General features: G+C 43.8%; 25 protein-coding genes and 1 riboswitch. Of the genes, 10 read left to right on the forward strand and 15 right to left on the reverse strand.

Annotated elements, in window-relative coordinates; translation table 11 throughout:
• Positions 1 to 127 precede the first annotated feature (127 nt).
• Both ACKTRM_RS09495 and ACKTRM_RS09500 read left to right on the forward strand, forming a co-directional pair.
• Entirely contained in the window at positions 128 to 433 is a 306-nt protein-coding gene (locus ACKTRM_RS09495; protein ID WP_012117722.1) for a hypothetical protein, read from the forward strand.
• A gap of 65 nt (positions 434 to 498) precedes the next feature.
• Entirely contained in the window at positions 499 to 1,260 is a 762-nt protein-coding gene (locus ACKTRM_RS09500) for a hypothetical protein (RefSeq protein WP_012117723.1), read from the forward strand.
• Positions 1,261 to 1,291: 31 nt separating this feature from the next.
• Here the strand turns inward: ACKTRM_RS09500 and ACKTRM_RS09505 are convergent, their stop codons facing one another.
• From ACKTRM_RS09505 to ACKTRM_RS09515, 3 genes are read right to left on the reverse strand one after another with little or no spacing between them, the layout of a single operon-like run.
• On the reverse strand, positions 1,292 to 2,539 hold the full coding sequence (locus ACKTRM_RS09505) for an RbtT/DalT/CsbX family MFS transporter (protein ID WP_023356946.1): 1,248 nt from the start codon (positions 2,537 to 2,539) through the stop codon (positions 1,292 to 1,294).
• A gap of 47 nt (positions 2,540 to 2,586) precedes the next feature.
• Positions 2,587 to 4,053, reverse strand: a complete 1,467-nt coding sequence (locus ACKTRM_RS09510; RefSeq protein WP_012117725.1) for an FGGY-family carbohydrate kinase — start codon at positions 4,051 to 4,053, stop codon at positions 2,587 to 2,589.
• Complete coding sequence (locus ACKTRM_RS09515; RefSeq protein ID WP_012117726.1) at positions 4,046 to 5,062, reverse strand: 2-hydroxyacid dehydrogenase; 1,017 nt, start codon at positions 5,060 to 5,062, stop codon at positions 4,046 to 4,048. The genes ACKTRM_RS09510 and ACKTRM_RS09515 overlap by 8 nt, the downstream gene beginning before the upstream one ends.
• A gap of 121 nt (positions 5,063 to 5,183) precedes the next feature.
• Positions 5,184 to 5,276: riboswitch (SAM riboswitch) on the reverse strand.
• A 147-nt stretch (positions 5,277 to 5,423) separates the two neighbouring features.
• On the opposite strand from ACKTRM_RS09515, the gene ACKTRM_RS09520 reads away from it, so the two are divergent.
• Together ACKTRM_RS09520 and ACKTRM_RS09525 are read left to right on the forward strand one after the other, a co-directional pair.
• On the forward strand, positions 5,424 to 7,472 hold the full coding sequence (locus ACKTRM_RS09520) for a molybdopterin oxidoreductase family protein (RefSeq protein ID WP_012117727.1): 2,049 nt from the start codon (positions 5,424 to 5,426) through the stop codon (positions 7,470 to 7,472).
• A gap of 134 nt (positions 7,473 to 7,606) precedes the next feature.
• Positions 7,607 to 7,834, forward strand: coding sequence for a hypothetical protein (locus ACKTRM_RS09525; RefSeq protein WP_012117728.1), 228 nt, complete (start codon positions 7,607 to 7,609; stop codon positions 7,832 to 7,834).
• Positions 7,835 to 7,877: 43 nt separating this feature from the next.
• Here ACKTRM_RS09525 and ACKTRM_RS09530 read toward each other — a convergent pair whose 3' ends face one another.
• Positions 7,878 to 8,102 carry a hypothetical protein gene (locus tag ACKTRM_RS09530; RefSeq protein WP_012117729.1) on the reverse strand — a complete coding sequence of 75 codons (225 nt, stop codon included), beginning with the start codon at positions 8,100 to 8,102 and terminating at the stop codon, positions 7,878 to 7,880.
• Between the two features lie 196 nt (positions 8,103 to 8,298).
• Between ACKTRM_RS09530 and ACKTRM_RS09535 the strand changes: the two genes are divergently transcribed.
• Positions 8,299 to 8,877: a MarR family winged helix-turn-helix transcriptional regulator gene (locus tag ACKTRM_RS09535; RefSeq protein WP_041482255.1), complete on the forward strand. Its 579-nt coding sequence runs from the start codon at positions 8,299 to 8,301 to the stop codon at positions 8,875 to 8,877.
• Positions 8,870 to 9,151, forward strand: a complete 282-nt coding sequence (locus ACKTRM_RS09540; protein ID WP_012117731.1) for a hypothetical protein — start codon at positions 8,870 to 8,872, stop codon at positions 9,149 to 9,151. The genes ACKTRM_RS09535 and ACKTRM_RS09540 overlap by 8 nt, the downstream gene beginning before the upstream one ends.
• A 39-nt stretch (positions 9,152 to 9,190) precedes the next feature.
• On the opposite strand, the gene ACKTRM_RS09545 is transcribed toward ACKTRM_RS09540, so the two are convergent.
• The 6 genes from ACKTRM_RS09545 to ACKTRM_RS09570 all read right to left on the reverse strand — a co-directional run bounded on the left by ACKTRM_RS09545 (position 9,191) and on the right by ACKTRM_RS09570 (position 14,247).
• Entirely contained in the window at positions 9,191 to 9,655 is a 465-nt protein-coding gene (locus ACKTRM_RS09545) for an SMI1/KNR4 family protein (protein ID WP_012117732.1), read from the reverse strand.
• 13 nt (positions 9,656 to 9,668) lie between these two features.
• The gene (locus ACKTRM_RS09550; protein ID WP_012117733.1) at positions 9,669 to 11,468 is read right to left on the reverse strand and encodes a T7SS effector LXG polymorphic toxin; all 1,800 of its coding nucleotides are present in this window, start codon (positions 11,466 to 11,468) and stop codon (positions 9,669 to 9,671) included.
• A 330-nt stretch (positions 11,469 to 11,798) separates the two neighbouring features.
• On the reverse strand, positions 11,799 to 12,131 hold the full coding sequence (gene csaA / locus ACKTRM_RS09555) for a chaperone CsaA (RefSeq protein WP_007611940.1): 333 nt from the start codon (positions 12,129 to 12,131) through the stop codon (positions 11,799 to 11,801).
• Between the two features lie 68 nt (positions 12,132 to 12,199).
• The gene (locus ACKTRM_RS09560) at positions 12,200 to 12,910 is read right to left on the reverse strand and encodes an AraC family transcriptional regulator (protein WP_007407997.1); all 711 of its coding nucleotides are present in this window, start codon (positions 12,908 to 12,910) and stop codon (positions 12,200 to 12,202) included.
• Positions 12,911 to 12,961: 51 nt separating this feature from the next.
• Positions 12,962 to 13,528 carry a TetR/AcrR family transcriptional regulator gene (locus ACKTRM_RS09565; protein WP_012117734.1) on the reverse strand — a complete coding sequence of 189 codons (567 nt, stop codon included), beginning with the start codon at positions 13,526 to 13,528 and terminating at the stop codon, positions 12,962 to 12,964.
• Positions 13,528 to 14,247 (reverse strand): MBL fold metallo-hydrolase, encoded by a 720-nt coding sequence (locus tag ACKTRM_RS09570; protein ID WP_012117735.1) that lies wholly within the window; start codon positions 14,245 to 14,247, stop codon positions 13,528 to 13,530. Before ACKTRM_RS09570 ends, ACKTRM_RS09565 begins: the two co-directional genes overlap by 1 nt.
• Before the next feature lie 224 nt (positions 14,248 to 14,471).
• Here ACKTRM_RS09570 and ACKTRM_RS09575 point away from each other — a divergent pair, with 224 nt between their 5' ends.
• On the forward strand, positions 14,472 to 14,993 hold the full coding sequence (locus tag ACKTRM_RS09575; protein ID WP_007407994.1) for a hypothetical protein: 522 nt from the start codon (positions 14,472 to 14,474) through the stop codon (positions 14,991 to 14,993).
• A gap of 29 nt (positions 14,994 to 15,022) precedes the next feature.
• Here the strand turns inward: ACKTRM_RS09575 and czrA are convergent, their stop codons facing one another.
• Complete coding sequence (gene czrA / locus ACKTRM_RS09580; protein ID WP_012117736.1) at positions 15,023 to 15,355, reverse strand: Zn(II)-responsive metalloregulatory transcriptional repressor CzrA; 333 nt, start codon at positions 15,353 to 15,355, stop codon at positions 15,023 to 15,025.
• A 191-nt stretch (positions 15,356 to 15,546) separates the two neighbouring features.
• On the opposite strand from czrA, the gene ACKTRM_RS09585 reads away from it, so the two are divergent.
• On the forward strand, positions 15,547 to 16,212 hold the full coding sequence (locus ACKTRM_RS09585; RefSeq protein WP_003153802.1) for a lysozyme family protein: 666 nt from the start codon (positions 15,547 to 15,549) through the stop codon (positions 16,210 to 16,212).
• Between the two features lie 64 nt (positions 16,213 to 16,276).
• Here ACKTRM_RS09585 and ACKTRM_RS09590 read toward each other — a convergent pair whose 3' ends face one another.
• Both ACKTRM_RS09590 and ACKTRM_RS09595 read right to left on the reverse strand, forming a co-directional pair.
• The gene (locus ACKTRM_RS09590) at positions 16,277 to 16,813 is read right to left on the reverse strand and encodes a DUF420 domain-containing protein (RefSeq protein WP_007407990.1); all 537 of its coding nucleotides are present in this window, start codon (positions 16,811 to 16,813) and stop codon (positions 16,277 to 16,279) included.
• A 144-nt stretch (positions 16,814 to 16,957) separates the two neighbouring features.
• Positions 16,958 to 17,743 carry a VLRF1 family aeRF1-type release factor gene (locus ACKTRM_RS09595; protein WP_012117737.1) on the reverse strand — a complete coding sequence of 262 codons (786 nt, stop codon included), beginning with the start codon at positions 17,741 to 17,743 and terminating at the stop codon, positions 16,958 to 16,960.
• Positions 17,744 to 17,931: 188 nt separating this feature from the next.
• On the opposite strand from ACKTRM_RS09595, the gene ACKTRM_RS09600 reads away from it, so the two are divergent.
• Complete coding sequence (locus tag ACKTRM_RS09600; protein ID WP_014418107.1) at positions 17,932 to 18,435, forward strand: N-acetyltransferase; 504 nt, start codon at positions 17,932 to 17,934, stop codon at positions 18,433 to 18,435.
• A 63-nt stretch (positions 18,436 to 18,498) separates the two neighbouring features.
• Positions 18,499 to 19,476 carry a S66 family peptidase gene (locus tag ACKTRM_RS09605; RefSeq protein ID WP_012117738.1) on the forward strand — a complete coding sequence of 326 codons (978 nt, stop codon included), beginning with the start codon at positions 18,499 to 18,501 and terminating at the stop codon, positions 19,474 to 19,476.
• A gap of 31 nt (positions 19,477 to 19,507) precedes the next feature.
• On the opposite strand, the gene ACKTRM_RS09610 is transcribed toward ACKTRM_RS09605, so the two are convergent.
• Positions 19,508 to 19,900 (reverse strand): hypothetical protein, encoded by a 393-nt coding sequence (locus ACKTRM_RS09610; RefSeq protein ID WP_012117739.1) that lies wholly within the window; start codon positions 19,898 to 19,900, stop codon positions 19,508 to 19,510.
• 162 nt (positions 19,901 to 20,062) lie between these two features.
• Positions 20,063 to 20,932: a 3D domain-containing protein gene (locus ACKTRM_RS09615; protein ID WP_012117740.1), complete on the reverse strand. Its 870-nt coding sequence runs from the start codon at positions 20,930 to 20,932 to the stop codon at positions 20,063 to 20,065.
• Positions 20,933 to 21,011 lie beyond the last annotated feature (79 nt).

A 21,011-nucleotide genomic window follows, 5' to 3' on the forward strand; every position in this document is an offset into this window, starting at 1 on the left:
CTTTCACCCTTTCTGAATGTCCTTATGTACGATTTCACATTATAAGCAGAAAAAAAACAATTAGCAAATAAAATGATTCAACACGATCCGTAAAGGGTATCAACTGAAAAAAAGGAGTGAAAAGCAGATGATCATCATTTTGTATATCAGTGCTGCCGTTGCGGCTGCCGCATTAATTTATGCAGCCGTATCCGCCGTGCATTTTAAAAGAAACACAGCGCCTGATATAAAGAAGATTAACGCCGCGACAGCGTCCATGCAGACGGCCGTTGATGAAATCAAAACAGAAACCGATCTGTTATCGCAAAAGCAGAAAGAGCTGAAAGAAGATTTTCTCACTAAAAAAACAGCCGTGCAAACGACGGCGGCCGAAGTTAAAGGAACGCCTCACGTCCTGAAGATGCTCTGGAACGCCGGTAAAAGTGATGTATGAGCCTGCATGTCATCCGACGTTTTTGATGACACTAAGAGAAACCGACGGATTCAAGGAGGCATAACATGATTTGCGATCGTGAGCGGCTTGCGCATTTTTTGCAGCAGCTTAAAGCACTATCTTCTTCGGTAGGGTTTACAAAATCGGATTTGCTGACTCCGGCTTTCCATTTAGCTAAGGACGGAGATCTGGATTTGTATTATTCGCCTCATAATGAATATATTAACCCTTATGCAGTCGTTGCCATTTCCGGAATCACACCCGGTTTTTTTCAAATGCAGCTGGCTTACAAAAAAGCGGCACAGCTTTTAAAAGATGGCGAAACTCTTGAAACGATAGCCTATGAAACAAAAAAAGCGGCCGGACTTTCCGGTTCAATGAGGCAGAACATCATCGAAATGCTTAATGAATGCGGTCTGCCGGCCGCGCTTCACGTTGAGGATTCATCCCGGTTATTTGATTCAAAACGGGAGCTTCTTCATACAACGTCCGTTATCAAACACCCTGTTTTTTATAAACAGAAAAACTATACGGGACATCGGCCGGCAATCAGCAGGTCAGCTCTTCTCAGCCGTTACGCGCTGACATGTTTTCCGGATGAAATAGAAATGATGAAAAAGGACATTCTGCTTATCCCTCTCGGCAAAGCAGCAGAATCAGCCTGCCGCATGCTGAAGAAGAACGGCAGAATGGGTCATGCGGTCATTCTGGAAGGCTTCCCGCATCCGTCCGGAGCAAACGGACATCGTTTCAAACAATTTCACGAAAACAAACAATCGTTACGTGAACAAATTCAGCGCTTTGCCGGGTTTCTTCAGCAGCTGTAAAAAAACGCCCCGAATTTTCGGGGCGGTGCTGTTAAGAAGCGTATTCAGGCAATGCTTTATTGTGTTTTGCCGTTTTCTCTTCAGGTATTTTGATTTGATTTGTCAAGATTGCACTTACGAAATAGAGCGCTGCGAAAATCCATACAACGCCTTGTGCGCCGACAAGCCCGATGAACGCCCAGGCAAGCGCGGGGCCGACAAATGCCGACAGGCCCGCAGCCAGATTTAACACAGACATGGCAGCACCTTTATCGCTGCCGGCCGCCGTCGGCACGATAGCCCCGATCGGAACGAATCCGGCGAGGAGCCCTCCCCATATAAAACCGACAATGCTGACGAAAAGCAAGTTCCCATGTGATACAACAGGAGCATAATATAATAAAAGAGTAAAAATGCCGCAGCCCACTCCCCCGAACCACATGACAGTCTTCTTCCAGCCGAATGCATCGCCGACTGCGCCGAAGATTAAGTTAAAGACGATATTTCCGAGAAAGATCGTTCCCCAAATTTGAAGCCATACATTTGTAGAAATGCCGTGCTGCGCCATATGCATCGGAAGAAATACCGGAAATCCGTATGTACCAATGCTGTTAATGATCCGAATGATCCCCCCAGAGAGCACGCGCGGATTTTCAGCAAGGATGGTGATTCCCTTCATTAATTCCTGCGCCTTTTCCCGCTTATCTGCCTTTTTCTTTTCAAAGCGGTCCCTATTTAAAATCAAAGCAAAAAACGCGCCGAGGCAGACCCAGAAAATTGAACTCCACAGTGTATTCAAATAGCCGAAGGATTTGATGGCCCAGCTTGAATACCAAGCACCGAATACAAACATCCCGCAGCAATATGCAATCCAGAACCAGCCGACCGCCGTACTGAGCCTGTTTTTCGGCGACCGGTAAATCACCCATGTCAAAAAAGAATAGGCAAACAGCGGATAACCCAGCCCTTTAATAAAATACGTGACATACATCACCGACAAATTAAGATTTTCAAATCCGTATGCGATAAACGCGGCTGTTCCGATAACGTAAAACAACAGCCCCATAAACATCGTCCGCTTTGCGCCGAAGGCTTCGAGGCAGACCCCTGAAAACCAAGACGCCACAGCGAGAGAAATACCGTAAACCGTAAACAGGGATGCTGATTGCTGTACCGTCAAGCCGTTTTCAACTAAAAACGGGCTGAGCCAGCCTTGTTCAAGGCCGTCCCCCATCATAAACAGCACGACTCCCAAAAATCCCCATGCGAGCTGTTTCGGAATTCCTATTTTATTAAGCATTTTTGTTCCTCCTCAGCAATCTTTCATGTTGTCATCTCATCCCCAAGTCAGGCTTTCACCGCCGGCTGAAAATGAGTAAATAATTTTTGCGTATATTTCCATTCTTCATATAGGAAGAGATCCGTCTGATCCGCTTCCGGCTCAATTACCTTTGTGCGGCTCGAAAGCTCTGCTGTCACACCGAGAGCTTCGTTGCAAATCATCGCCGCTCCCATTGCGGATGCCTGGCTGAACCCCTCTCTCTTATAGATTTTCTTTTGGAGAAGGTTAGCAAGAAACTGCGTCAAAGCATCACTTTGGAAACCGCCGCCGCACACCTTCACATCATCTTGTGAAAAGGAAGACACCTCTGTTAACGCCTCATAGTTCCATTTGATTGAAAAAGCGATTTCCAGCAGTGCGGCTTTGACAAAATGGGCTCTGCTTAAGTTTTGGGACAGCGGAGCGTCAAAAATAAATCCGCCTTTTGCCAGTGCGTTTTTCTCAGGCGATAAATAGGAGCCTAACGCAGAAATACAAGCATGATCATGTTTCTGCAGACTTGCGATTTCCCGTTCCATAACGCCGTAGGATTCATTCGGATAAAAAATGGATTTTAATTTTTGATAATTGAGTCCTGTTACACCCGGATTCGTTTCAAGAAGCCATTGACCTTCTTCTGTATGGCAATTCAGCCATGCATTCTCTAAACTTTCGGTTCCGGTCTCCGCTGTTATCTTTGTAATCGGCGTCGTCGTGCCGGATACGATGACGATATCTCCCGGCTTTGCATCTGCACTTTTGATGGCAAGCTGTGTGTCTCCCCCGCCTGCAATCACAGGCACTCTTTCAGATAGACCGAGAACCGCCGCTTTCTTAAACGTTAACATTCCGACAACCGTCCCAGATCGGACGAGTGAAGGAAGAATGGCAGAAGGCACACCGAAGATGTTGCATAATTTCTCTGACCACGCCTTTTTCCTTACGTCAAACAGCAGTGTTTCAGCAGCCTGTGACGGTTCATAGCTTAAAATACCGCTCAGCTCAAATGTCACCCAGTCACTGATGCTTGTGATGTACTTCACTTCTTTCCATAAAGACGGCTGTCTAGCTTTTAATCCGACAAGTTTCATGGCGGAAAATAAAGCGCTCGGAAGACGTCCGGTTTGCTGATGCACTTCTTCTTTTGTCTCAATCCCGTCTTCCCATTCACGGCCTCTGTTATCAATGTTGGGCAGACCGAGAAATGCCTTTTTATCTTTATTGATCAGAACAATTCCCTGCCTCTGGCTTGTTGAGGTGATTCCGATTAATGTAATATGAGGGCTTTTGCCAATAACTTTCCTTGCCATAGCGCTGATTTGCTTCCATAACCCTTCCGGTGAGAAATATCGTCCGTCCGGATAAAGCGGATCCGTCACATATTCAATGTCTTCCCTTTCAAGCGCGGTCACTTCGCCGCCGGCAGTCACGACCGCGACTCGCGCATTCCCCGTCCCGATGTCAAATACAAGGTAGCCTTTTTGTTCAGCCATTACAGCCTCCTCCTTCCGTTTCAAGTTCTCTTTTGTTATAAAGTTCACGTATTGAGCAGGTTTGATCTTGTTTCCATTTGAAAAGCGCTTCATTTAAAATCTTCACATGATGATCTTCCACTTCAAATGTTGCGCCCGCTAAATGGGGAGTCGCTAACACATTCGGCAAAGAGATCAATTCATAATCAGAAGATTCAGGCGGTTCGTGATAAAACACGTCAAGGATCGCTCCCTTAATCCGCCGTTCTTTCAGCACCCGCAGCAGCTCTTCCCTGTCTGTAACCGCCGCTCTTGACGTATTGACAAAAACAGCTTCCTGTTTCATCAATTGAAAGTGCCGGGCGCCGATAAGGCCGATGGTTTCTTCTGTGCGCGGCAAGTGAACGGAAACAATATCACTTTCAGAAAATACCCGTTCAATCGTCGTTTTTTCATACTCCCGGTTTTCATGACGGACAAATGGGTCATAGTAAAGCACCTTGCAGTCAAAGGCGGCCAATAGCCGGGCGATTCTCTGTCCGACAGCTCCGAAACCGATAAGGCCGACTGTTTTCCCTGTCAGCTCATTTCCTCTGAATTTGACGTAAGCCTGCAAATAATCACCATTCCACTTCCCGTCCTTCAGCCACTGATGGGAAGAATACGTATGACGCAAAAATGAAATCACATTTCCGATAAACATTTCAGCAACAGCCTGGGCATTGCGGGCCGGTGTAAAGAAAACGGGGATTTTTCTTTTAGTCGCCGCCGCAATATCCACGTTAGACGGCATTCCTCTGCAGACACCGATAAAAGCGGAATCGGGCAATATGTCAATAACACGCTCAGACACCTCATCAAGTTCAGTAATAAGCCCCGACGCGTTTGTCTCTTGAATCATTCGGATTAATTCATCTTCCCGATAGGCCCGGCCGTGCTTCTTCCACGGCCGGTGCACAGTCCGGCCGAACAGCTCCGTCAGCTCCTTCAGCCCCTCGTCGTGATATGGTGCGGTAATTAAAACCGTCATGGTGCAAAACATCCTTTTCACATAAATTTTTTCATAAAAAAATCTCTTTCCCCAAAGAAGGAAAGAGATTCATATACCGTCTTTATGCACTTGAAGCGCACAAATATGTATAGATCATTCTTTCCTATCTTTCAAGCATACGCTTGCTGGAATTGGCACAATAAATGTTGCCGAGGTTTCGTAGGGCCAGTCCCTCCACCTCTCTGGATAGAAAATAAAATGATGAAATTGTCAGGCTGTTTAAAAGAATAAACTCATCATAGAAAAGTCTTTCCGTGATGTCAACACTTTTTTTCTGAATTGACGTTCGATTTTGAAATGTTATAATGCTTACAATATAAACAAAGAGGAGAAATGGGCTATGAATTCTGCTGCAAAACAGCCGAACGGGGTCTTTAAGTCGGTATGCTCACTAGACTGTCCCGATCAATGCGGCTTGCTTGTGACAAAAAAAGACGGAAAAATCGTTAACATTCAGGGAGACCCCGATCACCCGGTCACATCAGGGAATATTTGCAACAAAGTCAGACACATGGCTGAGCGCATTTATGATGAAAAGCGCGTAACCGTTCCGTTAAAACGGATCGGTAAAAAAGGTGAAGCCGCGTTTGCGCCTATTTCCTGGGAGGAAGCGATCAATACGATCAGTGCGCGCTGGAAAGAGCTTATTGCCGAAGAAGGAGCGGAAAGCATTCTTCCGTACAGCTTTTACGGCAATATGGGAAAACTGGCGGCAGAGGGAATGGACCGCCGTTTTTTCCATCGTCTCGGAGCGAGTCATCTCGAACGGACGATCTGCAGCAAAGCCGGATCTGAAGGCTATAACTATACAATGGGTGAAGGAGCGGGTACTGATCCGGAGGAGACCATACATGCAAAGCTCTTTATTTTTTGGGGAATCAATGCCGTCAGCACGAATATGCACCAAGTCATGATTGCTCAAAAAGCCCGGAAAAAAGGGGCTAAAATTGTCGTTATCGATGTACATAAGAACCAAACCGGCCGGCTTGCCGATTGGTTTATTCCCATTCGCCCCGGCACAGATGCCGCACTCGCCCTCGGTATCATGCATGTCTTATTCGACGAAAACCTTCACGATGAAGCATTTCTCACAGAATACACCGAAGGCAGTGACGAATTAAAAGCGCATGTCAAACACTATGATCCGGAAACGGTTTCTGCTATTACAGGCGTTAAAGCCGACGATATCAGACGCCTTGCGAGAATGTACGGAGAAACCTCCCCTTCCCTTATCAGGATCGGAAACGGCATTCAGCACCATGACAATGGCGGAATGATCGTCCGCACCGTTGCCTGCCTTCCGGCTGTTACAGGACAGTGGCTCAACACCGGAGGAGGCGCAATCAAGCACAACAGCGCGGTATTAAACTATAACAGACAAGCGCTCCAGCGGCCTGATCTGCTTTACGGCAGGAAGCCGCGATCATTTAATATGAACAGGCTCGGAAGCGTTCTTTTAGAAACAAAACCGCCCGTGCGCTCCCTGTTTATTTACGGTACGAATCCCGCAGTGGTTGCGCCGGAAGCGAATAAAGTCAGAAAAGGCCTGATGCGGGAGGATTTATTTACAGTCGTTCACGATCTGTTTTTAACGGAAACCGCCAAATATGCGGATATCGTGCTCCCTGCTGCATCCGCTTTTGAAAACACGGATTTTTACACGTCTTACTGGCATCATTTTATTCAGCTGCAAAAACCGGTGATCGAACCCTACGGGGACAGCAAATCGAATACGGAATTGTTCCGTTTGCTTGCCGGAGCAATGGGATTTACCGAGCAGGAGCTTCAGGATTCCGATGAAGAATTGATCAGACAGGCGCTGGACTTTCCCGACAATCCGTATATCGAGGATATTGATTACGAAGCGCTCTCACGCCATTCCTTCATGAAAGCCAAACGGAAAAAACCGCTTTTTCCGGGACAGCTCAAGACACCGAGCGGAAAAATTGAATTATATTCGGAAAAGATGAAACAAGACGGTTATCCGGCGCTGCCGACACACATCCCTCTTGAGAGCGATGGCGATTTTCCGCTTTTATTTGTCCCGGGACCGAATCATAATTTTTTAAATTCGACATTTTCGAATAATGAAAAACACGTAAAACTGGAAAAAGCGCCAAAGCTTTTTATTCATACAGAAGATGCTGTACGCCGGAACATAGAAGACGGGGAAACCGTTAGAGTTTGGAATCACCGCGGCGAGTGTGAATTAACAGCTTCGGTCGGCGAACAGGTGCTTCCCGGCGTTGCAGTCAGCCAAGGTCTTTGGGCCGATATGGATGATAAAAAACAGCTCGTCAATTCGCTCACGCCCGATCGGCTGGCGGATATGGGCGGAGGCGCTGTTTTCTTCTCCGGAAAGGTGCAGGTGGAAAAGCTCAGCAATTAAAACCGTCCGCAATAAACGCCGAGCGGTTTTGATGAAGGCTGAATCCTTTCGGCCGGCTTCACCGTATAAAAAGTGATAACGTTTATTGGAGGTTTGCTGTATGGATATCATTACGATATTTCATCGGAGACGGATTGAAAAACTTTAAATCACCTGATCCTCATGAACACACTGACCACATTCTCATTAAAGAAAAAGATCTGCACTTCTATATCGGTTATTATTTAGGAGTTACCAAGGAAGAAGCGAAACAAATCGTGCCCGACACCTCTGACATTCCGCATATCACGAGAAACGGAAAGCGGTATGTACAGAAAACTGCATTAAGAGAATGGCTGACTTCCATGCTGGAAAAAGAATAACAGCTGCCATGAAAAGCGGGAAGGGTTTTTCTCTTCCCGTTCATCAAGATTCGCCGCCCTGCCTCTCTTCAACCCCAAACATACGATGGATATCGTTCTTACGTAACGAAACATCCCCTTCTTTTGATTTCAAATAAAACCCTTTCATATATAACCGTATGACTTCCTCATATGTAAGCTCATGACGAAGGAGCGCCATTAAACGCCCGTCTTTTTCATCTTGTTTATTGAACCATTCATACTGTTCTGACCAGTTCACTTTCTGCATGTCAAACACCTTCTCACTTTGGATTAATGCCCTTTTCGCATTCTTTTACTTATTACCCCTTCTGTAAACATTCCGATTACCTGTGACATTTTTGAAAACAGCCGTAACCCCTCCCATTAGTCACCATGTTGACTTGTTTCCCATTTCGTTGTATATTGTAATTGTCAACATGGTGACAATTTAGATGGGAGATATTATGGATATTAATTTATTAATGAAGGAACTGCATGTTATGCAACAAAGTTACGCATCATTATTTTCGGTTGTCAATAAAGTGCAGGCTCGGGGGGACGAATACTTAGAAATGTTGACTTCCCGACAGCACATGACTCTTATTGCTATTGCCCATTTACCGACGGAAGATACCACACTTATGAATATCGCTAAAAAGCTGGGCACAACAAAACAAACCGCTAACAAATTAATTTCAAGCCTCGCGAAAAAAGGATATGTTCACACTGTGCCAAGCAAACTGGATAAACGTGCAATCAATATTGAGATTACCCCTGAAGGAAAAAAAGCGTTAATTTCCTGTTCAGAAAAATCCACCTATTTTTTAGCGGATATGTTTCATGACTTCACAACTGATGAAATTGAAACATTCTGGAGGCTATTGCAAAAACTTTATCGTTTTGATGGTGAAGAACAGGATGGTTTTGAAGAAAAAGCACATTTGAAAGTTGAAGATCAGGCACAATTCATCTCAGATGACTATGAAGAAAAAATCATGGCTGAATTTTCAAAACGGCGATATGGGAGTGCAGACGATGAATAATATGCTTTATCGAAAAGTAAAAGAAACAGAGGATAAAATGAAGGAAAAATGCTATGAGCTGAAAGATAAAATTGATCAATTTATTTCTCATGCCAAATATAAAATTCATTGCAAACATAAACTGGACCGAGCCGGCAATTATATATCAATTGCCATTGGACTCTTTATCCTAACTGCCTCATGGCTGACCGCAACACAATGGCTGCTTTGGATAGGCGCGGCGAGTATTTTGAGTAATGCCTGTTTGCTCATTATAAAGCCTGTTAAAAATTGAAAATCTAAAAAAGGCTCTCTAATAGAGAGCTTTCTTTTATTAATCGTCCCAGTCTGCATCTTCTTCCCAGTTTTCTTTCATCTCATGAAGTCTTTCATAAAAGAACTTTATAAAATGGGCAGAATTAAGTTCTTTATAGCCACCGAATTCACTCCAAATAACAACTGGACATTCTCCTTCACTGTTGATTTTATTGGTATCTAAACAATACCCAAAAAAATCAACATGTTCTATGACTACTAAGCCACTTGGCAATCCCCTATATTCATGATATTCCCTGGTTGTTTCTACAACTGAAGCACCGCCAAAATCATAGCCTAATAAATCGATTCCATAAACCCCGCCAGAACCATATTTTCTAAGAAACCATTTGTAGCTATCTGGCAACGTGACTTGAAGATCTTGCTCAATTTTTAAAATTTTATCTTCTCCAATCCCACCCGTAAAATCTTTTTCTTTTGCATTATCAGCTATGAATTCTTTTACTTTTAAATAAAAATCCATGGTTTATAACCCCTTATTCTTTCTCATATTGTTTTGCTCTCCACTTCCAATACCTTGTCTTAAAGTTATCGTACTGTTTCTCCAGGTAAACATCATTCCGGAAGCTTTCTCCATTACCTTTAAGGCCATGTATTACGTCGCTATACTTTGTATGTAAACTATTAGGTATCTCAAGCAACGGTCCACTTTCTTCTTGTATGAGGTGATGTAAGTTAATCTGTGTTCCGTCTTTAGCATAAGGAGACTTACCATCTTTCATTAATTCCAGGTTGGTTTTTCCTTTTGGAGTTTTTTGATTAATATCAATGTCCTTTAAGGTATAGACTCTACGGCTTACATCTCTAATTTGTCCTTTAACTTTTACTTTGCCGTCTATTTCAACAGCACCATACTTTTCTTTATTTAACCAAGGAAGGTTTATTTCTTGACCAGTAAACGGCTTTCTCGTTCCATCCGGGATTTTCTTTGCATTGGTCAAAAGTTCATTTTTAAGGTTTTGGCTGTCAACCACATTGTATGGTACGTCACCCGACAGAGCAAGATCATATTTAGAGTTATAAGGAAGGAGTTCTGGAAGTTTAACGTCCTTAATTTTCTTCCCTGCCTGCCCTGCCTTGTTTATGACTTTCCCCGCCGCATCAGCTTTGTTAACGGCTCCTGCGCCTTTCGTTCCGACGACAGCCACAGCTGCTGAACCGACCGCATATGTCACCCATCTTGATCTGGAATACGCATCTCCATTTACCATATCTTTTTGATACGATTCCTCAATAGCTGTTGAAATGGCATTATACGTGTTAATTGGATGAGCAACTGCCCCTATGATACCTTCAACAACTTCATCAGGTTTAGTGATTAGTTGCCATAACCCGCTAACCGTGTCTTTCCCGACATCATATAAACCAACGCCGGCTCCTTTTAATATATCCCAAGTCACTTCTCCGGCTTCTTCCAGCTGTTTTGCTTGTTCAAGCTGAATGACATATTGCTGCTGGGAAGGTTCAAGGTTTTCATAGCCGATCTTCTTCGCAATTTCTAAATATTCATCTGGATCGGTCACACCGTCGGCGAGTTTTTTCTTCAGATCCTTGATTTCCCGCTCTTTCGCTTCTTCCTTTTTAAACGTTAAATATGTGTCTGAGTGTCTTGCAATCTCGTCTTTTTTCTTATGGATGTCGCTTTCTCGGTATGCCTTGGCGTTATAGTGAAGCGGAGTGGCGTTTTTCCCTTTTCCCGTAGCGTTTTGGAGCTGTTGAAAATCTGCCTGAATGAAATGTTCATTTGCCTCGGTTTCTGCGTATTCTTTCGTTAGATCGTGATCAAGCTTTCCGAGTTTATGTATGGTATCGTTCCTTTTTTTATCTGCTGACTCAAGCTTTTGATCGACATCTTCTGTCGAGAAAACATCAAGATGAATGATATCGCTGATTTCATCAAGGATACCTTTCATTTCATTGCGCTGCTCCTGCATGATGGCTTGTGATGTATTCTTCGCATGAGTCAGCTCGTGTTCTAAAAATGACTCTTCCACAAACGAATCGGCCAATCCGGCATCAGATACTTTTCCAGAAATACTGTTAAGAAACGCGATTTTCATATCGATCAGATTAAGCCAGCTGTCTGTGACACCGGCGTGATCTTGAAAGAATGCTTTAATGTTGTCGGCGCCTTTGCCTGAAAACTCACTGTCATCTAAATCAGCCATTCCCTGAAATGCTTTTCTGAGATTGATAAATTGTTCTCTAATCTGATCGTATTGTTTTGCCCGCTTTTCTGCGGCTGAAATGAACGAGGCTGCTTCAAATACCTTCATTTACGGCTCCTTTCTGCTTCTTTCCGTCTAAATTTTACCATAGGATATAAGATTAGATGAATCTCTTGCATTTGTCGAACTGCTTTATTCAAGATCATAAAATTTCAAAGAAAACCTTACACGAAGGAATCTGGGATCGGCAAAACAAAGCCAGATATAACATATATTAAAAAATCTCTTGCATTTCTACACCCGCCATGCTATATTGATATAGCGATGAGCTGAATTGTGTAAGCCGATGCACATGCCCTTGCGGCACACACGAATGTGGCGTGTGGTGTATCGCCTCAATACGCAAAAGACGTTTGCTTCTGCAAACGTCTTTTTTTATTATCCGATTTTCGTTCCGTTCGGTACTGTCTGCTCTGGCGTAAGCAGGACAACGTCTCCTTTTTCCGGGATGCCGCCGAGAACGAGAACTTCTGACTTAAATCCGGCGATCCGCCGCGGCGGAAAGTTGACAATAGCTGTCACCTGTCTGCCCGTCAGATCACCCGGTTCGTACCGTTTTGTAATCTGGGCGCTTGATTGTTTCATGCCGATCTCTTCGCCGAAATCTATTGTCATCTTAATGGCCGGCACCTTTGCTTCCGGAAATACTTCCGCTTTTACGACCGTTCCTATTCTGAGATCAAGCTTGATAAAATCTTCAATGACTGCCATATCAAAAACTCCTTTTTTACAATCATGTTACCAAAAAAAGAAGCAGTTTATTTAACCGATTTTCAGGATTATTTATCAGATTGAAAGGTGTTTCGGAAGACACGCGGCGTTATTCCCTTATGTCTGACAAACCATCTGGTAAAGGAAGACAAATTTTGAAAGCCGACCTCCTGACTGATGTCTGTCAGCCGGCATTTTGTTTCAATAAGCATTTGTTCCGCTTTCTTCATACGGAGCTCAGCAATATAAGCTTGCGGGCTTTTCCCCGTCTGCTTTTTAAACCAGTCGGAATAATACGCCGGGTGGTAATGTTCCATTGCGGCAAGCTCTTTAATTGTAAAAGTCTTTGAGAGATTTCGGCGGATATACGCAATTGAATCATTTGTACGGTTTTCTTGTATCTTTTCAGCAATATATTCTGCAAGCAGACTCAATGAATGAGCCGATTGCTGCTTTGTCTCTTCTGTCAGCAGAAACCGAATCGATGTCCAAAAAGGATCAAGCTTATTCAGAACGCCGGGGGCAAATGAACCTTTGAAAAAATATGCCGGTATGTCGAGAACGAGACATTCATTTCGCTCCAAAGAACGGAACCGATGTTCATGCCCAGGCGGAATATACAACATTTGATCAGGTTTTAATCTGATTTTACGTCTTTCTGTCTCCAGGTCCAGCTGTCCTTCGAGCGGAAAGAGCATTTGACAGTATGTGTGTGCATGAGAATCAAAAATATGTGAATAGGTGCGCCGCTCACAAATGATATGTTGTAATGAATCCATTTGTCCCTCCTTTTACATGATACGTCTTTTTATTTAGTTTACATAATAATATTATTGTTCCCTCTCCTGCAAACCTCTTAGAAAAGCAACAACTGCAAACTTCCGGCTTTCCTTAATTGATTCGGTTAATTCAAATGCACTCTGTTTTCTCAACACGGCAAATCCGTGAAGAAGGCTCCTCAGTCCTCTCGCAGCATGAATCGCAGTGTCAGACTGTGCATATCCGTTAGCTGTCAGCTGCCTGACAACAAGCTCTACAAGCAGGCTTGACAGATTCTCAATCCGGCCATCTTTTATCTTTTGAAATGTTGCGTCATATAATCCGGGATTGGCTTCGGCGAAATTGATATAGGCATCGGCGAGAGCAAGCAAAGCCGTTTCGCCCGTCAGTCCTTCTGCAGAGGCCGCCATTTTTTCATATAACATAGTTAAACCGGAGACAGCCAGCTCTGTTTTAATTCCTTGAAGGCCATTGACAAAATTGTAAAGGGAAGGCGGTTTTACGTTTAAGGACTTTGCAACAGCCGCAAGCGTCACTTCGTTCAGCCCTTTTTCGTCAGCGATGCCTGCTGCAGCTCTCAATATCATGTCAAGGCTCATTCCGACTCTCGGTGACATTATGATCGGCCTCCCGGCAGGCTTCGTTCGGCTTCCTCAACAGCCTCAGCCATCATTTCAACGGGATTGCAGAGAACATTTCCATGTCCGGCGGCCAGACTGCTTGGTTGATGAGCGATAAGTGTTCTTGCTGTTTTTACAGCTTCTTCTTTATTCCACGTAGCAAAAGCCGGAAACGGAAATTTCCATTTCAGCTTCCCAGAAACAGCAAGGCCGCCCCGTACTTGAAAGGCATCTCCGACGATCAGCATATCATTTCTCATATCTTTAAAAGCGAGGCTTCCCGGCGTATGACCGGGAGCGGGAATGACAAGTAAAGATCCGATCCGCTCGCCGCCTTTCAGCAGGCGATCAGGTTCGGTCTGAACATTTTTCGGCACTCCCCCCTTTATCGGCGTTTGTGCTTCATGCTCAAATAATGAAGTGTCACCTTTCAGCAAGAAAGAATCCCGCTCAGAAATACAGACGGAAGCATCCGGAAATTCCGCAGCTAATGAGTCAAGCGAACCGATGTGATCCCCGTGCGCGTGGGTGAGTAATATGTCATTCAGCGGCTTCCCAAGCTGCCGCAATGCTTGTTTGATTCCTTTATGACTGTTAGGCAGTCCGGCGTCAATCAGGGTTACTCCTTCTTCTTCTTCAACCAAATAACAATTCACCGGGAAAAGCGCTGGAAAAAAAGTCAGCTGCCAAACACTTCCGTATTGTAAGATTCTCATCAACATCCCCCTAAAACTAATATCATTAGTTTTATTATAACTAATACCGTTAGTTTTTCAAGAGTTTTATGTTTAAATCCTGAAAAAGGCGCGGGCGCTTCTCTTATGCAAAAAAAAGAAACGTGCATAATGTGATAAAAGATGCTTTCAGCCTGCGAATAAATCAGACTACTAAAACCAGCCGGATAAGCATACACTACTCAACGGAGGGAGAGTTCCACACCATGCATATCACACTTCAAAGCATCTGCCCTGTCTTAATGATTGCCTTTTTTTTGTATAAAAAGGTGAAACGGTCCGTCGGCTTCCAGCCTTTGAAACCCCGCTGGCTTTATACAAGAATGATTTTGTTTTCATTGCTGGCCGCAGCTCTGGCGTTTTTCAGCATCACACACCCGGCTTTATACGGCCATCTTATATTCGGCACTTTTTGCGGCTGGCTTCTGGTCCTGTTTGCTAAACGGAACATTTCATTTGAAGAACGCCGCGGAAAAATGTATTTTCGCACTCACCTGTGGATTGAACTTATTCTATTAACGTTATTCCTATCGAGATTTGTTTATCGCGTTATTGAAATTTACCGGGTCACAGCGGACTTTACCCATCCGGAGGCATACAGCCAAACGGTCGGCGCCGATCCGCTGACCATCAGTATCTTTTATTTCATCGCAGTGTATTACAGCGGCTTCTCTTTTTATGTTTTAAAAACGAGCAGAGACCAAACCAATAACAGTCAGTACGGCTGACATCCCTGTCTAAAAAGCAGGGATGTTTTTTAATCGTGCCGCGTATGGTGAATCATTTGCTGAAGCACATCTAACACATGTTCATCCTCAGGAGAATAATAGATGGATGTTCCTTCTCTGCGTGATTTGACGAGGCGCAGATTTTTAAGAAAACGCAGCTGATGAGAAACGGTAGACTGCAGCAAATTCAGCTTTTCTGCGATATCATTTACCGCGTGCTCACCCTGTGACAGCAAATGGAGAATTCTGATTCTGGTCGGATCAGACAACGCCTTAAAAGTCTGGGCAACCAAAAATAAAGTTTCCTCATCTAAATCGACAGCGGGGTCATTTTTGTTTCCGGATTCGTGAAATTCAGTCATATACCTCACCCTTCTTTTCTCAAGTAGCCCAATTATACCAAATGTCAATTGATGCAGATACATCCTGCGCCTGACAAAAGAACCGTTATTTTAAATTTATGTTTCAAATACGGGTTTCCGCTTGGTTTCGCGCATTCATCTGTGTCATAATGAAAAAGTCATAATGCTCCTGAAATTGAGGGTGAAACACAGTGGAGAAAAAGAAAAAAGGCTGTTTCGCTGCCGCGGGTCTTATGATGATATGTGTTTTTGTCATGGTTTCCTTCTTCCTCATTCTGCTATTTTCAAATAATGAATGGCTCAAAAGTCTTCCGTTTGATGTCAAGCCGATCGTCCTTGAACGGCTGACAGATTACAAACCGCTTGTTGAAGACGAACTGGATGAAAAAGGACTCACCAAATATACATCGCTTGTACTCGGCATGATATATCAGGAGTCAAAAGGAAGAGGAAATGATCCCATGCAGTCTTCAGAATCTCTGGGTTTAAAGCGAAATGAGATTAAAAACCCTCAAACCAGTATCAAACAGGGAATCAAACAATTCACTCTCATGTACCAAACAGGCAAGAAAAAAGGCGTAGACTTGGATACGATTATACAAAGCTACAACATGGGAGCCGGCTATATTGATTTTGTGGCTGAACATGGAGGATCGCATACTGAGGAACTGGCAAAACAATACTCCGAGCAGCAGGTCAAAAAGAATCCGAAACTTTACACTTGCGGAGGGAACAAAGACAATTTCCGTTATCCCTACTGCTATGGTGATTACACGTACGCAGAAAAAGTAAAAGCAAAAACAAAAACCGTTGAACAATCCTTAAATGTAACAACACTTGAAACGCTTGAAGAGTAAAAGGCGCCCTGATGAGGCGCCTTTTTCAATCAATAGAAAAAAGCCGCGCAGAGCACGGCTTTTTTTAATAATACGGTGAGATCATTAAGTATACAATGACACCCGTCAGACTGACATACAGCCAGAGCGGCATCGTCCATCTCGCGATTTTTTTGTGGCGCTCCACTTGCATGCTGAATCCTCTGATCAGCGTAAACAGCGCAAGCGGCACGATAACGGCGGAAAGACAGATGTGCGTAATTAAAATAAAGAAATAAATCCCCCGAATGATACCGTGGCCGCCGAATAAAGTATTTTCAGCCACAGAGTGGTATACGACATAGCAGATCAAAAACAGCAAAGTCGTCGTAAACGCCGCCAAAATAAAACGTTTATGCGCTTGAATATTTTTTTGCTTAATCATAAAGAGCGCTGCCAGCAAAAAGATAAAAGTAAAGCTGTTAAAAATGGCATTTAACATCGGCAGAATATGAATATTGGCAATGCTGACCTGTCCCGATTTCGGCATAAAAAACAGCACCGCAATTAACCCGTTGATCAGAACGGTCAATGTCAGCACGATACCGGTATAACTTTTAGGTTTGTTTTCTGTCTGATTCATCTTATGACCTCTCTCAATTTTACTGACTATCCAAATGGTATGAGAATTCAGCTTTGATGTCAACGGTTTCGCCCGCTTCGTCAGAAATTAGACAAACTTAAGCCCTAAAAAGACCGGGTGTTTGAGACCCGGCCTTTCGTCATATTATGCTTCCTTCAACAGTTCTTCTATCACCTTATGTTCGTTTTCATTCAACAGATTTTTTGGAATGATCCGATCTATCGGTTTATTCATATGCTGATCGAGAATATCGGCTGTTTCTTTGTCCCCTGCGATTACGAGACGCTCCCATTGGTGTGAAGCGGCCTTTTGATCAAGGTTTGAAGCCAATCGTTTATACAGCCTGTTTTGGTTTTCTTCGACGTGGGCTTTGGCAGCGTCTTCGTCCATCGACGCGGAGGAGCTTCCGCTTACATCCTGCGGTTTCCACGATTCATTGATGACGTCGTAATGATAATGCTCCACCCCTTCAATTTTTCCGAGTACGGTTTCTATGATCTTCACTTCATTCTGCTGGGTGAGAATAAAAGCCGTGCTCGGAAATTGTTCACGAAGAAGTTCTAATTGATCAAGGACAGCCGCTTCCTCCCAATAAAATCGTGTTTCGACAGGCACCTGCAATTGAATCGTCTCCCAAATACCGCCTTCTCCCGATGCAAAAAATACAAGACTTCGCGGCATCTCTTTACCAAGCCCCTCGATATATTGATAGACACGTTCCATGATGCGGACGAGAGATTTTTTTTCTTCCGGATCACTGGCAGACAGATACTCTTTTAATCTCCGAAAACCGGTTTTCAAGGCGATTTTCCACTCTCCCCCCTGCTGATCCGGATTTCTCATATCCGTATTTACATATAAGGAAAGCATTTTATCAGGAGATTCCGTCATTACGTACTTCAATTTGCCGATGAGTGAGTCAATTGCCATTATAGATTCCTCCTTTTTCCGCTGCTCACTGTTCCTTTCCCTATCCGCACCGCCTTAAAAACGTCAATCCACATATAAACGGCAGACTTTTCTAAAAAAGTTTTTGCAAAACCCATTTACAAACCAAGACATCATTTACTACAATGGATACTTGTGTTTAACTAAGACTTTTACGCTGTGAAAGGAGTATGATTTTGTTTACTGCAGAAGAAAGAGATCAGAAAGAGCTGGAAAAAGAGCTTCATAAACTTGAATTTCAGATTTTCAGAATGCGGGAAAATCTGATAGATGTATCAAAAGACGCGCGAGTGCTTGGTATTGATCAATCGAACAATGACGATTGGATCATTGTTTCCTCGATTGATGATGGCCAAACATGTAAGATTATGCTGACTGATTGTGAGTCAGCCTACCGGGGAAGAGGCTGTTTTTCACTGATCGCCTCTTATTATGACAATGCCATTCATATCGGGGACATTAAAGGCCCGCCGAACCACGGCTACGGCTCGATCTGCATGAAATTTTTAAAACATATCGCCAGAGAGCAGAATATCCCGAAAGTGACGGGCGACATCGCTAAGCGTGATTGGGATCATGTCGACAGACTCGTTCATTTTTATGAAAAGCATCACTTTGATGTTTGGATTGACAATGATACGCAATCAGGCGGCATTAAATGGGTCGACCTGTAAAAAATATAGATAAACCCTCGTTAATATGGTGTAATAGATTAAACCATTTAAGGAGGGTTTTTTTTGTATCCGGAAAAATTGAAAAAAGGTGACGGCATTCGTATTGTGTCTCCGGCCACAAGCATGTCCGTTATGTCAGATGAAAATATAAATGCCGCGAAGACAAAATTGGAGGAGCTGGGCTTTTGTGTCTCTTTTTCAGAGAATGCGAAAGAAATAAATGAATTTGATTCATCATCCATTGAATCGCGTGTACGGGATCTGCACGAGGCTTTCGCTGACCCTGACATCAAAGCGATTTTGACGACACTCGGCGGGTTCCAATCAAATCAGCTGCTCCGCTATCTTGATTATGAAAACATCAAGCGGCATCCGAAAATCCTTTGCGGCTATTCAGATATTACCGCTCTCGGCCATGCCATATATCAAAAAACCGGCCTTATTACATATTCCGGTCCCCATTTTTCTTCATTTGCCATGAAAAAAGGGCTGGACTATACCATTAACTCTTTCTTGGCCTGCTGTGCTTCTGACAGCCCGTATGAGGTAAAGCCTTCATCCGAGTGGAGTGATGATAAATGGTATTTGAACCAGGAGGACAGACGTTTTTATCGGAATCCGGGACCGCTCGTTATTCAACCCGGATATGCGGAAGGAACACTGATCGGAGGAAATCTATGCACGCTGAATCTTCTGCAGGGCACCGAATACTTTCCGGAGATGGAACAAGTGATTCTGTTTATAGAAGATGATCATATGTCGGACATTCATATGTTTGACCGGGATTTGCAGTCACTCATCCATCTTCCCGCTTTTTCAGCCGTGAAGGGAATTGTCATCGGACGTTTCCAGCATGCTTCAAATGTGTCTGAGGAGGCTCTGCGTGCCGTCATCCGTACAAAAGAAGAACTGTCATCCATGCCTGTTATCGCAAATGCTGATTTCGGCCACACCTCCCCTTTGATGACATTCCCGATCGGAGGAACATGCAGGATAGAAGCCGGCTCAGAAGGCGGACGGATATGGATCGATCGGCATTAATACATAAAGACGGGAAAACCGCCCCGTCTTTTTATTTTGACGCCTTATGCCGCGGCGTGCGCAAAGCGATCATAATTTGTCCGCCAGCCGCTGCCGTTACCCATACGGAAGCTCCTTCATAAAAATGGCTGATCTCTTCATTATATACGGCGTGTGTCAGTTCACGTTTATCATGCGTTCCGTCTTGGTTTTTTACGTTTAAAATAAGCACAAGCTCGTGCCTGCCATTCTTCATCACGCCAGTACGTCTCACCTTTTCAATAACGGCTGGCCTTCCTCTCCCTCTGTCAAGCGCCTGAAACAGCCTGACAGCAGGCATAGACAGTCCGATAACGAGCACAATGGCGAAAGCAGTGCATATACCTGCTTGAAACACCGGTGATTCTGTGAAGGCATTCCATAAACATATAAATTCCGGCTCCATCAGTTTCATACACCCCTTCAGATTCCGTTTTCACATCCATTCCTTATTATATTAGAGAAACGCTTTTTCTTTTTCCGCATATAACGATTATATACAGTCAAAAAAGGGAAGAAAAAAAGAACACAAAGCATTTCGCCTTGTGTTCTTCATCTCTATATGAAACTAGTCTAATACTTTAACATTTACTGTTCTGACGCCCCAGTTGTTAGCGTCACTTTTCTTTGCAACAAATACGTCAATTTTATTTCCTTTAATTGCGCCGCCTGTATCTGCTGCTGTTGCCACTCCGTAACCTTCAACATAAACCTTAGAGCCAAGCGGAATGACACTAGGGTCTACCGCGATGACTTTTGCATCAGGGTTTTTGTTTAAGTCAACACCGGTTGCCGTTACACCGGAAATGCCGCCGTCGTTAGCAGAGTAAGCAGTTGCAGTCATTGTCAGCTGCTTTTTAGGCTCTTGTTGGTTTGTATTTGATTGAACAGGCTGCTGTTTTGCTTCGACAGCCTTCGCTTCTTGTTTAGGTTGTTGTTCTTGAACAGGTTCTTGTTTAGGCTGCTCGTTTTTGACAGCTTCTTGTTTCGGCTGTTCTGTCTCGGCAGCTGGTTTTTGTTCAGTTTGCGGATGGCTGGCTTCTTGAGCCGGCTGTGCAGCCTGAGCCTGACCTTTCACATTTAACGTTGTGCCTGCGTAAATTATATCTGATTGCAAGTTATTCAAGCTTTTCAGATTGCCGACTGATGTTCCGAATTTCTGAGCAATTTTCCAGAGGCTGTCGCCCTGCTTCACTGTGTACTGCCCAGATGTGGTTGTTTCTACTGAAGAAATAGTCAGTTTCTCTCCTTCAATGATTAAATCAGAAGATAACTGATTCCATTCTTTTAAGTCCTTTAGGTTCACTCCGTTTTTTTGCGAGATCCCCCAGAGCGTGTCACCCTTTTGCACCGTGATTTCTTTAGCAGAAGCGTGAGCTCCAAATGCAGTTGTTGAAATTGCTGCAACTGCGACAAAGGACATAATCGTCTTCTTCATAAGTAAATCCTCCCTTGTTAGCTTTTTATTGGCGGCTAACAGGTGATATCGTAACATATGAAAATGTCAGTTCAATAAC

Source organism: Bacillus sp. D7-8 (assembly GCF_052055895.1).
GTDB lineage: Bacteria > Bacillota > Bacilli > Bacillales > Bacillaceae > Bacillus > Bacillus velezensis.

Excerpts from the sequence above, each read along its gene's own strand:
- ACKTRM_RS09560 (WP_007407997.1), bottom strand. The coding sequence starts at position 12,910 with ATGGATTCATTACAACATATCATTTGTGAGCGGCGCACCTATTCACAT.
- ACKTRM_RS09510 (WP_012117725.1), bottom strand. The coding sequence starts at position 4,053 with ATGGCTGAACAAAAAGGCTACCTTGTATTTGACATCGGGACGGGGAAT.
- ACKTRM_RS09590 (WP_007407990.1), bottom strand. The coding sequence starts at position 16,813 with ATGAATCAGACAGAAAACAAACCTAAAAGTTATACCGGTATCGTGCTG.
- ACKTRM_RS09615 (WP_012117740.1), bottom strand. The coding sequence starts at position 20,932 with ATGAAGAAGACGATTATGTCCTTTGTCGCAGTTGCAGCAATTTCAACA.
- ACKTRM_RS09520 (WP_012117727.1), top strand. The coding sequence starts at position 5,424 with ATGAATTCTGCTGCAAAACAGCCGAACGGGGTCTTTAAGTCGGTATGC.
- csaA (WP_007611940.1), bottom strand. The coding sequence starts at position 12,131 with ATGGCAGTCATTGAAGATTTTATCAAGCTTGATCTCAGAATAGGAACG.
- ACKTRM_RS09565 (WP_012117734.1), bottom strand. The coding sequence starts at position 13,528 with ATGTCACCGAGAGTCGGAATGAGCCTTGACATGATATTGAGAGCTGCA.
- ACKTRM_RS09600 (WP_014418107.1), top strand. The coding sequence starts at position 17,932 with ATGATTTTGTTTACTGCAGAAGAAAGAGATCAGAAAGAGCTGGAAAAA.
- czrA (WP_012117736.1), bottom strand. The coding sequence starts at position 15,355 with ATGACTGAATTTCACGAATCCGGAAACAAAAATGACCCCGCTGTCGAT.
- ACKTRM_RS09530 (WP_012117729.1), bottom strand. The coding sequence starts at position 8,102 with ATGCAGAAAGTGAACTGGTCAGAACAGTATGAATGGTTCAATAAACAA.
- ACKTRM_RS09545 (WP_012117732.1), bottom strand. The coding sequence starts at position 9,655 with ATGGATTTTTATTTAAAAGTAAAAGAATTCATAGCTGATAATGCAAAA.
- ACKTRM_RS09595 (WP_012117737.1), bottom strand. The coding sequence starts at position 17,743 with ATGGCAATTGACTCACTCATCGGCAAATTGAAGTACGTAATGACGGAA.
- ACKTRM_RS09495 (WP_012117722.1), top strand. The coding sequence starts at position 128 with ATGATCATCATTTTGTATATCAGTGCTGCCGTTGCGGCTGCCGCATTA.
- ACKTRM_RS09575 (WP_007407994.1), top strand. The coding sequence starts at position 14,472 with ATGCATATCACACTTCAAAGCATCTGCCCTGTCTTAATGATTGCCTTT.
- ACKTRM_RS09610 (WP_012117739.1), bottom strand. The coding sequence starts at position 19,900 with ATGGAGCCGGAATTTATATGTTTATGGAATGCCTTCACAGAATCACCG.
- ACKTRM_RS09570 (WP_012117735.1), bottom strand. The coding sequence starts at position 14,247 with ATGAGAATCTTACAATACGGAAGTGTTTGGCAGCTGACTTTTTTTCCA.
- ACKTRM_RS09515 (WP_012117726.1), bottom strand. The coding sequence starts at position 5,062 with ATGACGGTTTTAATTACCGCACCATATCACGACGAGGGGCTGAAGGAG.
- ACKTRM_RS09540 (WP_012117731.1), top strand. The coding sequence starts at position 8,870 with ATGAATAATATGCTTTATCGAAAAGTAAAAGAAACAGAGGATAAAATG.
- ACKTRM_RS09505 (WP_023356946.1), bottom strand. The coding sequence starts at position 2,539 with ATGCTTAATAAAATAGGAATTCCGAAACAGCTCGCATGGGGATTTTTG.
- ACKTRM_RS09500 (WP_012117723.1), top strand. The coding sequence starts at position 499 with ATGATTTGCGATCGTGAGCGGCTTGCGCATTTTTTGCAGCAGCTTAAA.
- ACKTRM_RS09535 (WP_041482255.1), top strand. The coding sequence starts at position 8,299 with ATGGATATTAATTTATTAATGAAGGAACTGCATGTTATGCAACAAAGT.
- ACKTRM_RS09550 (WP_012117733.1), bottom strand. The coding sequence starts at position 11,468 with ATGAAGGTATTTGAAGCAGCCTCGTTCATTTCAGCCGCAGAAAAGCGG.